12 protein-coding genes are annotated in these 14063 nt (G+C 40.6%); 7 read left to right on the forward strand and 5 right to left on the reverse strand.

From position 1 onward, the window contains the following. Window positions 1–421: 421 nt before the first annotated feature. The 3 genes from N782_RS18770 to N782_RS18780 all read right to left on the reverse strand — a co-directional run bounded on the left by N782_RS18770 (window position 422) and on the right by N782_RS18780 (window position 4382). A complete protein-coding gene (locus N782_RS18770; protein ID WP_036823966.1) occupies window positions 422–613 on the reverse strand; it encodes a hypothetical protein in 192 nt (63 codons plus the stop codon). A gap of 257 nt (window positions 614–870) precedes the next feature. Continuing rightward, the gene (locus N782_RS21355; protein ID WP_152600812.1) at window positions 871–1044 is read right to left on the reverse strand and encodes a DUF4083 family protein; all 174 of its coding nucleotides are present in this window, start codon (window positions 1042–1044) and stop codon (window positions 871–873) included. A gap of 92 nt (window positions 1045–1136) precedes the next feature. Further along, window positions 1137–4382: an AfsR/SARP family transcriptional regulator gene (locus tag N782_RS18780; protein ID WP_036823973.1), complete on the reverse strand. Its 3246-nt coding sequence runs from the start codon at window positions 4380–4382 to the stop codon at window positions 1137–1139. Between the two features lie 214 nt (window positions 4383–4596). Here N782_RS18780 and N782_RS18785 point away from each other — a divergent pair, with 214 nt between their 5' ends. From N782_RS18785 to N782_RS18800, 4 genes are all read left to right on the forward strand, one after another. Further along, a complete protein-coding gene (locus N782_RS18785; protein ID WP_036823997.1) occupies window positions 4597–5589 on the forward strand; it encodes an LLM class flavin-dependent oxidoreductase in 993 nt (330 codons plus the stop codon). Window positions 5590–5815: 226 nt separating this feature from the next. Further along, window positions 5816–6508, forward strand: coding sequence for a VOC family protein (locus tag N782_RS20840; protein ID WP_052111443.1), 693 nt, complete (start codon window positions 5816–5818; stop codon window positions 6506–6508). 169 nt (window positions 6509–6677) lie between these two features. Then, complete coding sequence (locus tag N782_RS18795; RefSeq protein ID WP_036823976.1) at window positions 6678–7631, forward strand: BMP family lipoprotein; 954 nt, start codon at window positions 6678–6680, stop codon at window positions 7629–7631. A 3-nt stretch (window positions 7632–7634) separates the two neighbouring features. After that, a complete protein-coding gene (locus N782_RS18800; protein ID WP_036823977.1) occupies window positions 7635–9290 on the forward strand; it encodes a methyl-accepting chemotaxis protein in 1656 nt (551 codons plus the stop codon). 72 nt (window positions 9291–9362) lie between these two features. Here the strand turns inward: N782_RS18800 and N782_RS18805 are convergent, their stop codons facing one another. Next, the gene (locus N782_RS18805) at window positions 9363–9614 is read right to left on the reverse strand and encodes a DUF2164 domain-containing protein (RefSeq protein ID WP_036823979.1); all 252 of its coding nucleotides are present in this window, start codon (window positions 9612–9614) and stop codon (window positions 9363–9365) included. A gap of 367 nt (window positions 9615–9981) precedes the next feature. On the opposite strand from N782_RS18805, the gene N782_RS18810 reads away from it, so the two are divergent. Together N782_RS18810 and N782_RS18815 are read left to right on the forward strand one after the other, a co-directional pair. Beyond that, complete coding sequence (locus tag N782_RS18810; protein WP_036823982.1) at window positions 9982–11562, forward strand: BCCT family transporter; 1581 nt, start codon at window positions 9982–9984, stop codon at window positions 11560–11562. 358 nt (window positions 11563–11920) lie between these two features. Next, complete coding sequence (locus N782_RS18815) at window positions 11921–12544, forward strand: pyridoxamine 5'-phosphate oxidase family protein (RefSeq protein ID WP_036823985.1); 624 nt, start codon at window positions 11921–11923, stop codon at window positions 12542–12544. Window positions 12545–12563: 19 nt separating this feature from the next. Here N782_RS18815 and N782_RS18820 read toward each other — a convergent pair whose 3' ends face one another. After that, on the reverse strand, window positions 12564–13160 hold the full coding sequence (locus N782_RS18820; RefSeq protein ID WP_036823988.1) for a class I SAM-dependent DNA methyltransferase: 597 nt from the start codon (window positions 13158–13160) through the stop codon (window positions 12564–12566). A 142-nt stretch (window positions 13161–13302) separates the two neighbouring features. On the opposite strand from N782_RS18820, the gene N782_RS18825 reads away from it, so the two are divergent. Further along, window positions 13303–13977, forward strand: a complete 675-nt coding sequence (locus N782_RS18825; RefSeq protein WP_036823993.1) for an SIMPL domain-containing protein — start codon at window positions 13303–13305, stop codon at window positions 13975–13977. The last annotated feature ends 86 nt before the right edge of the window (window positions 13978–14063 follow it).

Below are 14063 nucleotides of genomic sequence, written 5' to 3' on the forward strand. Positions count from 1 at the left end.
CCTACAGTAAATAAGAGATTATATGTCCGTTAGAAAATGAAAATGTCTTTTGTATATACGCGGGTCCGATCGTAACATTTCAGCAGGGATGGGTGGGAAACGGGGAGACTCCCGCCGGAGAAAGAGGTAGGCAAGATCCCCTGAGGGCGCTTTCCCCGAAGGTAGCTTGCCAGCTCGCCGGCAGGACGCGAGCTGTTTCCCACCCATCCCTAACCCTCATTAAGCATCGGACCCTCCCCTTAACCAATAATCATCTCGAATCCAAGTCTTCCAGATTATGCTTCTTATCTTGAATAAGGCCATTTGGATTAGTTGATTCCAAAAGAGCCTATGCAAAAAAGCTACGATAGCCCACCAAACGAAATATGAACTGTAGTCTGCCCCAAGACATAAAAAAACCAGAACCCAAAGGTCCTGGTTTTCACATTTCATGGGGATCATTTTTCAATTGATCATTTTCATTACGTTTCCTTAACTCGTCACGTATGCCCTTTAGATATGTATTACGTTCTTCCATATGGCTTAACACTTTGAGAATCACATAAATAAAAAAGACAATGATAGCCAAATAAAATAGCATATTCACTATACCGAAAACAGACACAGCCCCCATTCCAATCCCCCCCTTATTAATAAAGACTTTTAACTAATCTAAAATAAAAATGAGTAGTTACCAACGATAGAGGGGGCACTACGAATAGGAAAAACAAAAGGGAAAGGAAGTCTGTTTTATAGGTGTATGGCACAAATTCCTCATAGAGCTCTACAATAATCTTATAATAGATTATAAAAAAGACAATCGCTTGCCCATAGAATAGAAGTCTACGAATAAAGGAATTCACCCACTTCCTCCCCTCTTGAGGCTTCACTTCATTCTTCATGCTTCGCGTTACCTTTATGAATCTCATCTATCTTCTGTTCCATTCGATTCATCTGCTTTCCCTTTTGAGCAATCAAACGAATGATATAGAACATAATTACAACGAGCCCAAGTATAAATAACAGGTTGGCGACCTGAATTAATACATCTCCTATCTGAACCATAATGCCCCTCCTCTAAAGAGTTTTACCTCCAACCTTTATATTTCTACTTTTTTCCTCAAAATCCTACATCAATATTTTATAGATCTAGCCGATCATACGTAACTTTCTGTGTCCTTCGCCTTCATCACAATGTCATACATTTCCTTAGTGGGGTTCATTGGCTCGACACCTAGTTCCCTATCCAGTACCTCACAGCATTTCTTGAACCACTTTATCGCTTGAGGCCGATTGTTTTTTTGGTAGTAGCTATACATAAGCAATCGATACGCTTCTTCCCACGTTTGGTCCATTCTTAGAATCGATTCGCCCCAATGAATGCACGTATCAAATTCCTGCAAACGCACACTTACTTGGGCAAGCTTTTCTGCTCCACGTAAAAATAATACCTGCAATCGTTCTCGCTCATTCAAACACCAATCTGCAAATCGCTGATCAGGTAGGAAATCACCCTTATATAAGGCAAGCCCTTTTTCTAGTAAGGCTTTCGCATGGTACGCATCATTTTCCTCTAAACCGGACGAAACCCATTCTTCAAAAATTGCACTGTCTAGTTCATACCCAGATTTAGGGTTAAGTCCATAAGCGTTTCCATCCTTCTTAATGAAAAAAGATTCAGCTCTAGCTTTACGATGTGGTTCTACTGTTTTTAATAATGCATTCAAAGCAACCTTAAAGCTTCGATTAGCTCCTTCTTCTTCCTGTTCCGGCCATAGGTATTGATAGATTTCTTCTTTACGTAATTGTGTATGACGTTTTGTTACCAATAACTCAAATAACTCCTTAGCCTTCCCTCTTTGCCAATCCTTCTCCTCTACTACTTGATTACCAAGCGAGATTTTCAACTGACCAAGTGTTTGAATACGTAATGTATATCCAGGATGGTGATCGATGCTTCCATAGCCTAAGTCATAGATTACTTTGCTTACATAATGCTCATGAATATTCATCTCTTGAGCCTTGAACAATAGCGGAACACTATTTTGTAAATCGATAGGTCCAAAAGTGGTGCGCTCATGGAAGAAAAATTCATAGCCTGTCGTTTGAACAAGCTGGAGAAACGTGCGCATTTCGCTTTCAAACAAGTCTTCTTGTTCGGTATGATAGCCAATATATGCTTGCCAATAAGAAGTAAGCATCAGACCATACGTATCTCCGCAATCCTTGAATTGTCCTTCTACCGCTTTTACATTGGTTTGAGCCTCCTCCCATCTACCACAGTAAATAGAAGCGATGGCCATACATAATTGAATGAGAGAAGATAGCCATAAATCTTTCACACCCTCTGTTTCATGCAACCCTTTTTGACCTGCTTCCATAGCCTTTTCATACTCATATTGAGCCCCGTATAAGATACATAATCCCATGTAAGGCTCTGCCTTCCCTCGCGACACATTTAGCTTTTCCATCATTTCAAGAGATGTATGATAACACCGCTCTGCTAATTGTGCGTCATAGCGATTCATCAATTGGACAGCATGACCGATCCTCATCCACCCGCATGCCTCTACAAAAGGGGATTGTATCTGAATACCTTGATGGATACCACTCTCAGCGTAGGCTTTACTTGCCTCACTTTTCCCCATAAAAGCAGAAATGATCGATAATAGAATATCTGTTTCTCGATGAGATTGTGGAAGGTGATGCGTTTCATTAAAAGGCTGTTGTTCCTTTCGTTCGAGAAGAACCTTTTCGGCTTTTTCCAAGCGACCAGTACGTAAATAGAGCCTCGCCTCTAAGTTTCCATCCTCTAATGGAAGATTTAATTCCCTGGCTTTCTCTAGCCAATATTCAGCTTTCGTCGCATTACCGGCATTCAATAGATTCTCAGCAAGCATATAATAAAGCCTTCCCATTTCTTCTTTAGATGCTTCTGTCTGAGATCTTAGCTCAATAGCATGTTGTAAAATACGTTCGGCTTGATCAGGCTGGATTGTATCTAAATAGATTCTGGCTTGCCCTTCAAGCGCAATACTGTATAAGTAATAGTCATGGCGGTCTCTTCCAAGTTCTTCGGACCTTTTATAGCATTGCTCCGCTTCCATATAAGAAGACCAGTACCGAAGTATTTCCCCCTGATAGAACCAAAGGATGGGAAAATGCCTCTTGCGCTCGTTGGGAAGAACTAACAAATGATCATACAGACTTTGAAGCTTTCCATGCTTAAGCATGTCTCCTCCATATTGACTTACTAATTGCGCCATCCGCTCATAATCCTCTACTCGTTCTAAATGAAGAATGGCTGTTTCCATATCACCATGCTGTTCTTGAAAACGAGCTGCTTTTCGATGAAGCTGGCGATACTCCTCCGGACGTTTCTCTTTCATTCGATTTTCTAGAAAACTCTTAAACAATTGGTGATAACGATAATGGTTAGCACTCACTTCTTGTAGGAAGATGTGTTGATCTGCCAATTGCGACAACAACGCTTCTGACCCAGTCATACCTAATACATAGTCGCAGAGCTTTGGAGAAAGAATCTCGAGAACACTCGTCTGTTCCAGAAATTGCTGCACCATAAACGATTGCTTTGATAAAACTTCATGAGCTAGATATTCAAATAGATCCTGGAGTGACGTTGGATCATTTTCTAGAATAGGCTTTAAATCAAGCCCCGATTGAAGCTGTTGAATTACCATCTCGAACGCAATGGCCCATCCTTCCGTAACTCGATGGACTTGGAGAATCATCTCGTCTGTAAGTTCCATTTCATATAGATCCAGTAACAGATGTTCCATTTCTTCTTGAGATAGAAGTAAGTCCTCTTGAGTAATCTCAAGTAGATTCCCTTTCACTTTTAAGGAATTCAATATTGTCCATTGTGGTTTATTTCGACTAGATAAAATCAGATGACAGTTAGCTGGTATATGTTCAATAAAGTTTTTCATCCATTGTTCAATAGATAAGGAATGCTCAACATGGTGAAAATCATCCAAGATGACATACATGTCCGCTTTCATTCTACTAAGTTCATTCACCATCATCGAAACCAATGACCATATATGCTGATCTTGTACATATTCATAGATTTCTTCTAGTTCATGTAAGAGTGTTTCACCAAAGTTTGGGTGCTGAATACGGACCGCATGTACAAGCTTTGTTAGAAATGGAACTAAATCATCATCATTCGGAGAAATAGAGAACCAACTTACATCTATGTCACTATCCTGCACGAATAAAGTAAGGGCTGTACTTTTTCCATATCCTGCTCCGGAGTGCATCACTACCAATGGATATTCTGTAATAGTTTTTAGCTTCCTTTGCAGCTTTGCTCGACGAACAAACCGATCTTTAATGGTTGGAGGATTTAACTGTGTATGTATAATAGGTATTCTTTCCACACTCTCACACCCCCCTCTTCTAAAAATGTAACCTGTTTAATTTTCATACTTTTCTATCCATTTTATCATACGTTGTTGTGAAATCTTGTCAAACGAAGAGATTTCTCGAAATCTACCCAGAAATCTATAAACAGTATTTTTGCAATATAGCCCGCTTATCTCTAATAATATTACGTGACACTAAATACAGAATAAGGGTGACCCATCGTTGACTATAAAATTAAGTGTATTGGATCAATCCCCTATCCTTTCGGGGATGGCTCCATCAGAAGCGTTTCGACAAACAACAGAATTAGCTAAGCACGTAGACCAGCTTGGTTTCCATCGCTACTGGGTGGCGGAACACCATAGTACAGAAAGCCTTGCAGGTTCTGCACCAGAGATATTACTTCCGCATTTAGCAGCCCATACAACAAATATTCGCGTAGGAACAGGAGGCGTATTATTACCCCACTATAGCGCTTATAAGGTCGCAGAAATGTTCCGCGTATTAGAGACGTTGTATCCTGGGCGTATCGACTTAGGTCTAGGAAGAGCACCTGGGGGCATGCCGAATGTTAATCTTGCCCTGAACCGTGGGAAGCATCCACAAGTAGAGCATTACCCACAACAAATTGAGGAACTGATGTCTTATCTAAGAGGAGAAGACCCTCAAGGCATGCATGTTTATGCCACTCCTAAAGGGGAATCTGCTCCTCCTGTGTGGATGCTTGGCTCTAGTGGCACCAGCGCCCGTTTAGCTGCTGACCTAGGTGTTTCCTATTCTTTTGCCCATTTTATTAATGGCTATGGCGGAACGAGAGCAATGGATCGTTATTATGATTATTTTACGCCGTCTGTCCAACAAACAGAACCGCATGGGTTTGTTTCTATCTTTGTTGTTTGTGCAGATACAGAAGAGAAAGCAGAATACCTAGCATCCAGCCTTGACCTTGCTATTCTACGCATCGAACAAGGCGGTAACAGAACAGGATTCCCAACACCAGAAGAAGCTAGTAAGCAACAATATAGCGTATTTGAGAAGGAAAGAATTCGCGAAAATCGTGGTCGTATGATTGTAGGAGACCCAAGCCAGGTAAAAGAACAAATAGAAAAATTAGCCCGTTCCTACAATGTAGATGAAGTCATGGTAAACACCATCGTTAATCCATTTGAAGAACGATTACGCTCCTACACCCTTCTCGCTGAAGCATTTCAATTAGCATAATGGTGGAGGGTGAAATGGCTTAGCACTCGATTATCGAGCGAGAGCTGTTCGCTTCCGAGCGACTTTTCAGGATCTGGAGCAACTTTGCCAAAATAGGAGCGACATCCGCAAATCAGGAGCGAGATTTCCAAAATTGGAGCGACTCGCGAAATCGGTGCTTGAGCCAAGTGCGTATATAGAATACCTAGTGCTAGAGCTTGGTCAAAAACTCATAAGGAGGATTAGGATGCTTGCGTTTGATCATTTAGTTGTCTTATCTTCTTCACCAGAAAAAGCTCAACATGACTTCTCTTCCAAACACGGAGTACGAGGACTTAAAGGTGGCCATCACGAATCATGGGGAACGTATAATCACCTCGCCTTTTTTGACAATCAAGCCTATATCGAATGGATTGGGATTGAGAATCACGAACGGGCTGAGGCTAGTGATAACCCGCTTATTAAGCATGTTTCCTATAGTAATCAACAAGAAATTGAAGGCACCATTCAGTTCGCATTACGTACAAATGAGATGGATGAAGTTATTCGTTATTTTGATAAAGAAGAAATCGCTTATGAAGGACCATTCGAAGGAAGCAGGACGAAGCCAAATGGTACAACACTAAGCTGGAGGATGTTGTTTCCTTCATTTGATGCAAGTAAAGAGGTGTTGCCATTTCTCATTGAGTGGGATGGTCCTCCAAACGCTCCAGATGATGACTCATTGATCAACGCTACGCCGTTCTCGAAAATTCATGTAGGGGTTAAAGACCTTGAAAAAGCTACACTACAATGGCAACACATTTATCAGCTCGAATCCCCTACTTATAAAAAAGACAACAGCGAAAACCCTTATACCCAGTGGAATCTCGAAAATGGAACATTGATATTATCGCCTAATACAACCTTAAAAGCTGAATTCGGTCCGTTTTCCCTATAGTTTCACCCTATCTAAAAGCTAGTGGTCTCCACTAGCTTTTTTTGTGCCTTCATCTTTCTTTTTTCCTACTTTATACCTATTACATTTCACTAAGAATACCTACATTTTTTTCCTCAGCAACCGATATAGTAAACGTCAGACATCTTACGTTAACAAAGGGGAGAAAAGTATGAGAAAGTTTCTCATTTTTTCTGTTTTAACATGTACCCTACTCGCCTTAGCTGGATGTTCTACGAAAGGCGAAGCTAGCACATTGACAGAAAAAACAAGTATAGGATTACTCGTCACCAAAAATGGGCTTGGGGATGACTCATTTAGTGACTCGGCAATCCGTGGGCTACAAAAGGCTCGTGATGAATTAGGCATTTTATTTGATTATCGAGAGCCTGTCGAAGGTGAGTTTACGAAAAGTATTCAGGAGTTAATCGACCAGGACCATGATCTGATCGTGGGGCTTGGGTACAATTCTCAAAAAGCAATTGATGAGATGGCGAAAAAGCACCCTGACCAGAAATTTATTTTAATTGATGCCGTCTCAGAGCATAAAAATGTCACATCTATCACATTTAAAGAAGATGAAGGAAGCTACTTAATCGGTCTCATTGCCGGCATGCGCACGAAAAGTAACACAGTAGGCTTTATTGGTGGCGAACAAATTAAAGTGGTAGAGAACTTTGAGAAAGGCTTCCGGGAAGGTGTAAAGGAAGCGAATCCAGACGCGGAAGTTTTAGCGGAATACATAGGAACATTTCAAGATGATGAAAAAGGAGCCAAAACAGCTCAGAAACAAATCGAAAACGGAGCAGACTTTATCTTTCCGGCAGCTGGATTTGCAGGAGTCGGTGCATTAAAAGAAGCGCAAAGACAAGGTGAATATGCATTCGGAGTCGATAGCGACCAATTCTTCCTGGCTGAGGAGGCGGTAGTAACCTCTATGTTAAAGCGCGTAGATACGGCTCTTTTTAATATGGCAAAAAAGCTTAAAGAAGAAGAATCCTTCTCCGGAGAGCATATTCAATTAGGCCTTAAACAGGATGGAGTTGGCTTAGCTCCGATACGAATTATCGACCTCACCTCAGAAGAAAGCACCAAATTGGAACAAGCCAAAGGAAAGGAGGACTAAACAATGAGTATCAAAAAACGCATTCTACTCCTTTCTTCCATCCCATTAGTGATAAGCCTCGCATTGATTGGATTTATTATTTCTCAAATGATTGGTCTGCAGCAGTCTTCGAATCAGGATGTTGAGATATTACTTGATGCGAAGCAATTAGACGGAGAAATTATCACCACACAGCAAACGTTAAGTAATTATGCCTCCAACCCTTCTGAGAGAAATAAATCAGAAGCTGTAACTCAATTAGAGACGGTAAATGAAACAATCAATACCTTAGGGGAAAAGCTAAAGACAGAAGAACAAGCTTTGTGGCTTAACAAAGCGAAAGGTAAATTTGAAGAACTCCGCTCTACTACAGAAACGGCGTTCTCAGAGAATGATACGAATGAAGTCAAACGACAATCCGCTCGTTCAACAGGTATTTTAAATGACGTTTATATGCTAAATTTATCCGCACAACAATGGTACGATACGAAGATGGCGCAACAGAAGCAGCAGATTCAACAACTTGTCTTATTTACTGCCATTGCTGCTGTAGTATTAATTGTCATATCTGTTATGTCATCCTGGCGTTTAGCTGCCAAAACAGCGAATCCGATTAAGGAGCTTTCTAAGAAAGCAGAGCAGGTATCTAATGGTGACTTAACAGTAGAGATTGATTCTACAGATAATAATAGAAAAGACGAAGTAGCTCAACTAACTGTGGCGTTTAAGCATATGGTAGATAATTTGAAAGAAACGATTTATTCTATTGAGCAAATGGGTAAAGAAGTCAATCAGTTCAGCCAGGACCTCTCACAAGAAATTGGTATGCTGACAGAGTCGACAAGACAAGTAGCTTCTTCTACCGATGAAATGGCACAAGGAAGTCAGTCGATTTCCTCTGATGTACAAGAAGCTTCCACAATTATTGATGATATGCATAATAGCTTCCAATCCAATGTAGAAGATAGTAAGCAAGCAAGAGAACAAGGCAACGTTGCCCTTACTTCTATTCAAGAAGGTCAGCACTCTCTTCAGCAACAACGATCCATTTTAGATGATAGCATTCAATCTACAAAATCAATCGAGTCATCCGTTAAGAACTTTGTGGAATATACGGATGAAATTGAGAATACAGCCCAACTAGTTAATGATATCGCTGAACAAACCAACCTTCTTGCACTAAACGCGGCAATAGAAGCAGCTAGGGCTGGAGAGCACGGGAAAGGTTTTGCTGTCGTAGCGGAAGAAGTACGTAAGCTGGCAGATCAATCAAGAAGCGCAACAGAGCAAATTTTTGAGATGGTCAAGCAAATCCAAACAGGCATCGGGTCTATTGAAGATGTTACACAACAATCCATCACCCATTCTGAAAACCAAGAGCAATCGATGGAACAGACAGAGTTAGCTTTCTCCACTATTCACCAGAACGTTTCTGCGATGAATGAACAACTACAGAAAGTGGTAGCTGGAGTTGAAAAATCGAACGACATGAGTGAGCACGTAGCAGCTTCCATGCAAAACATCAGCGCTGTCACAGAAGAAACTGCTGCTGGAACGGAAGAAATCTCTGCATCCACAGAAGAACAACAACGCTCTTTCCAAACGGTTGAAGATCAAGTTCAAAATCTAAAGAACATGATTACATCCCTAGACGATCAGATTAAGCAGTTCAAACTATAAACCAAAGGCCTGTCCATTCACTGGGCAGGCCTTTTTGTAAATATCAGACTCTCTATTCTCTGCAATACTTCTTTATCTTTGCGTATAAGTAGGCTTTTCTAACGAAGCAATATCCTCATCTAAATCCATCATTTTTTGTTCTAGCATTTTTTTGGCATCTTTTACACCTTTATTATAGATGAAAGGTCCAATTTCTTTCATTAGAAACTCATAAAATTGATCTGCCCCTAAATTTCCTATTTCTTCTCCTCGTTCTAGTTCAAAATAATTTTGGATGTGATCAATTACCTGCTGTTTCTCTTCTTTCGTTAATGATATATCCACATCAATTCCTCCTTTGATTATTTATCATACCTAACAAATTCAAGCAAAATATAGGATGATGACTTACTGAATTCAAAGAGTAATAGATAGCTATTACATCCTTCCACATGCTTTAAATCCTTCTAGCACTTTCTTTTTGACGTGATATTGCGCACTCTATATAATAAAACATTGTATGTAAAAAAAAGTCGGATAATAAGGAGATGGCCGTTTTCTAATTTGTAACGCTCTTGTGTACATTTATATAACGATCATACCAGAAAACACTGAACAACTCATGCCTTAAAAAAGTTCGAACAAAACTATATTTATATCGAACTGTCCTAGATTGTAGGAGTAAGGTAATAAAAATACTAGGAGGAAAATAATGACCGACGAAACGAATAGGAGAACGGGGATTGACTGGGTCTCATTTATCATTAGTGGTGGATTTCTCGTTTTATTCCTACTATTATCTCTCTTTAATAAAACGCTAATGGGTGAATGGATCTCAACTTCGTTCGACTTTTCCGTTAAATACTTTGGAGCATTTTGGCAATTGTTATTACTAGCAACGTTTATTGTTGGAATCGCTTTAGCACTATCGAAATATGGAAAAGTGAAACTAGGAAAATTAGATAAACCTGAAAATGGATACTTCCGTTGGGTTTCTATGATTCTATGTACACTACTAGCTAGTGGAGGCGTATTCTGGGCTGCTGGTGAGCCACTTTATCACTTCTTAACCACTCCTCCATTGTTTGCTGAAGAAGGTATGACGAAAGCAGAAGCTGTTGTACCAGGTTTAGCACAGAGCTTTTTCCACTGGGGCTTTACTGCTTGGGCCTGCTTAGGTACGGTGACAACGATTGTGTTGATGTATGCCCACTACCATAAAGGTTTTCCATTGAAACCTCGTACGATGCTATACCCAATGGTTGGAGAAAAGATTTTCAACAAAAATAGCGTGCTAGGTTCAATTGCTGATATTGTATCCATCATTGCCGTTGCTGCTGGTACAATCGGTCCAATTGGTTTCTTAGGGCTACAGGTTGGCTATGCGCTTCAATATTTATTTAATATTCCAGACACAATGTTCACGCAATCCATTGTTATCATATTTTTAGTAACGGTAGCTTCCATCTCCGCCGCATCTGGTGTAGATAAAGGTATTCAGTTAATGAGTCGTTTAAATGTAGGACTTGCTCTCATTCTTATGCTTGGCATGCTAATACTGGGGCCTACCTTGTTTATTATTGATTCTTTCATTGGCGCAGAAGCATTTCAAATCCAAAACTTCATGCGCATGAGCTTGTATCGTGGAGAAGACAGTTGGCTTGGTTACTGGACTATATTCTTCTGGGGTTGGTTCATCGGTTTTGGACCAGCAATGGCCATGTTTATTAGCCGAATTTCCAGAGGACGTTCTATTCGCGAGCTTATCCTAGCAGTAGCCATTATCGCACCACTCGTAAGTAACTTCTGGTTCGCTTCTGTTGGTGGATCTGGACTATTCTATGAACTACAAAATCCAGGGTCTGTATCTACTGCCTTAAATGAAACTGGCATGCCAGCAGCTGTGATGGCCATTATGGATCAAGTTCCACTTGGTATCGTTATGGCGTCTGGTTTCTTAATTGTTACAATTGTTTTTGTTGCTACAACAGCTGACTCAATGTCTTATTCTGTTGCTGTAACCCTAACAGGACATGCACACCCACCGCGCCAACTTCGCGTATTCTGGGCATTATTATTCGGTGCGACAGCTGCTACTCTACTAGGTATTGGCGAAAGCAGTATCCAAACACTGCAGAACTTTATCGTTGTTACAGCCGTCCCAGTATCCATCCTAATGCTACCGCCAGTCTGGTTGGCCCCTAAAGTTGCCAAACGTATGGCGATAGAACAAGGGATTGTCGCTGACAAAGAAACACCAGAAACGGTTGAAGAGCAAAGGAAGACTTCCTAAGGACTTACTAATCAGAGATAAAGAGTCTAACCATCCCGGTTAGACTCTTTTTTTGCCTTATTAGATATTAATTGGCCTATCAACTGGAAAATTCGGATTCGAGATGAGGTTGGGATTGCGTTATGTGCTTTCTATTAAACTTATGCTCTATTAGAAGTGCAGTTTGCTCCGTTCCACATGCTTTTGCTCTCTCCATAGTGCTTTTCGCTCTCTTCCATCACGCATATGCTCTCTCCTCTCCTCATACCCGACTATCCAGCACTACCCCCAAATCATATTGAATCCAAGTCAGCATGCTCTTCCTGTTATTGGATGTGTGATAGAATAGAAGGAAATTATTGGAGGAATCGGTTAGGTTATGTTTAAAGAAACCATTGAAACAATAGATGAATTGGAACAAAAAGTTGGAAAACCAGGTAAAATAGCCGCAAATAAAGTCATTACCTACATAGATGAACATTGTTATGAATTTATCAGTCTATCTCCCTTTCTAACACTCTCCACTTCTGGGGCAGACGGAAGCTGTGACGTATCTCCTCGAGGCGATGACCCAGGCTTTGTACATGTTGTAGATGATCGTCACCTTGTCATCCCTGAACGACCTGGAAATAAACGAGTAGACTCGATACGAAACATTCTAGAGAACCGTAACATCGGCATGTTGTTTATGATTCCTGGCGTTGAGGAAACGCTGCGAATCAATGGTAAAGCTACTATTACTCAAGATTCAGCTATTTTAGAAAAGATGGCTGCTAAAGGTCATGTACCAATAATGGGGATAGGCGTCGAAGTGGAAGAAGTCTTCATTCACTGTGCCAAAGCGTTTAAGCGATCCCAATTATGGGACCCTTCCACATGGCTCGCACAAGAAGACCGCCCTAGGCCAGCAAAAATATTAGCAGAACACGCTAAAGCTCTCCGCATGAACGAACAGCAGGTAGCTTCTTCCTTACATGAATCTTATACGAAACGATTGTACTAATACCCCAGAAGTCTACTTTTCACCTCATCCCAACGACACAGGCTGTTTTGGTAGGCTTCCCTGGTCGTAGATGAATACGTATATGTCTGAACCCAGCCTCTTCCATGAAAGCTTGAATTTGACCTGAGGCGTTTTCAGTAGTGTCATCCATTGCCCCTTTTTCATGTGGTTGAAGGGTAATCGCGATTTTCCCCTCATGATTCATATTTTCCTTAATCGTTTTGAGCACCTCCACTGGGTTTTCCCAATACGTAATGTTATTAATAGCAATCACTTTATCAAGAGGCGTAGAAAAGGAAGAGAGCTCATCAGCTTTCAGGTTATCTAACTGAATCCACCCTTTTTTCACACCTTTTTCATTACGTTTTTTTGCTTGTTCAACCATTGCCTTAGACGGATCAACTCCTGATATAAGGATGTGCTCAACATTCTTCGAGAGCTTTCTGATGCAGTAACCAGGCCCAAACCCTATTTCCAGAACATGCTCGTTTGGTTGTATATTTAAAAAGGATAACGTCCACTTACTTATTTTGGCGTTCTCTCTGTACATAAACCATCCAACTACTTTTCCTATCAGACCTTTTGGCTTGGTAAACTGAGAAACAAATAATCCCATCTATATACCTCCTTCATACCCTATACACCATACCCGTTTCCTCTATGTTTTAAGATGAACTATAGGTGTGTGGAGGCATATTTCTTCTGCTAGTATCATGAACTAAATAGTAGTGATACTTTTATGAAAGGTGGAATGCACGTTGTATTATCCCCCTTCCCCTCCATACAGACAGGCAGAACGGTCCTCTCAGCGTATCTTGACCGTTACAGGAATAGGTACGATCTCTGCAACACCAACTATCGTTAAGATTCAACTAGGTGTTGTTACCAAAGGCGAAGAACTAACCAAAACGCAACAAGAAAATGCACAAGTTATGAATGCTGTCATTCAATCGTTAGTTCAAATGGGTATACCATCAGAGAATATTCAAACCGTTGATTACTACATTTATCCTCAATACGATTATGTCGATGGAAAGCAGGAGTTTAAAGGGTATCAAGTAACCCACATGATTTCCGTTACAATCGAAGATCTAGAAGAAACAGGAGCCGTTATTGATACAGCAGTTAAAAATGGCGCAAATCGTGTAGCGAACATCCAGTTTACGATTAAAGAGCCCCAAGACCTTTACGCTGAAGCTCTACGTGAAGCATTAAATAATTGCTTAATCAAAGCCCAAACCATGGCTGATACATTAAATCTTAACTTGGATCCTACTCCAATCAAGGTTATTGAGCGTGTACAAGAATCCCCTTCCACCTACCAAACCTTAGCAAAATCTGAGGCAGTAGCTGGTGTATCAACCAAAATTGAACCTGGTCAACTAGAGATTATTGCGCGAGTGGAAGCACAGTTTCAATATTTCTCTTCTTAGTAAGCTTTGTCTATAAAAATGGCTATGTTAAAGTTTGGTTGATTTTGGAATCAACTAATCTAAATAGTTTTATTCAAGATAAGAAG

Origin of the sequence: Pontibacillus yanchengensis Y32 (assembly GCF_000770635.1) — a bacterium.
GTDB classification, from domain to species: domain Bacteria; phylum Bacillota; class Bacilli; order Bacillales; family BH030062; genus Pontibacillus; species Pontibacillus yanchengensis.

Excerpts from the sequence above, each read along its gene's own strand:
- N782_RS18810 (WP_036823982.1), top strand. The coding sequence starts at position 9,982 with ATGACCGACGAAACGAATAGGAGAACGGGGATTGACTGGGTCTCATTT.
- N782_RS21355 (WP_152600812.1), bottom strand. The coding sequence starts at position 1,044 with ATGGTTCAGATAGGAGATGTATTAATTCAGGTCGCCAACCTGTTATTT.
- N782_RS20840 (WP_052111443.1), top strand. The coding sequence starts at position 5,816 with ATGCTTGCGTTTGATCATTTAGTTGTCTTATCTTCTTCACCAGAAAAA.
- N782_RS18795 (WP_036823976.1), top strand. The coding sequence starts at position 6,678 with ATGAGAAAGTTTCTCATTTTTTCTGTTTTAACATGTACCCTACTCGCC.
- N782_RS18800 (WP_036823977.1), top strand. The coding sequence starts at position 7,635 with ATGAGTATCAAAAAACGCATTCTACTCCTTTCTTCCATCCCATTAGTG.
- N782_RS18770 (WP_036823966.1), bottom strand. The coding sequence starts at position 613 with ATGGGGGCTGTGTCTGTTTTCGGTATAGTGAATATGCTATTTTATTTG.
- N782_RS18815 (WP_036823985.1), top strand. The coding sequence starts at position 11,921 with ATGTTTAAAGAAACCATTGAAACAATAGATGAATTGGAACAAAAAGTT.
- N782_RS18820 (WP_036823988.1), bottom strand. The coding sequence starts at position 13,160 with ATGGGATTATTTGTTTCTCAGTTTACCAAGCCAAAAGGTCTGATAGGA.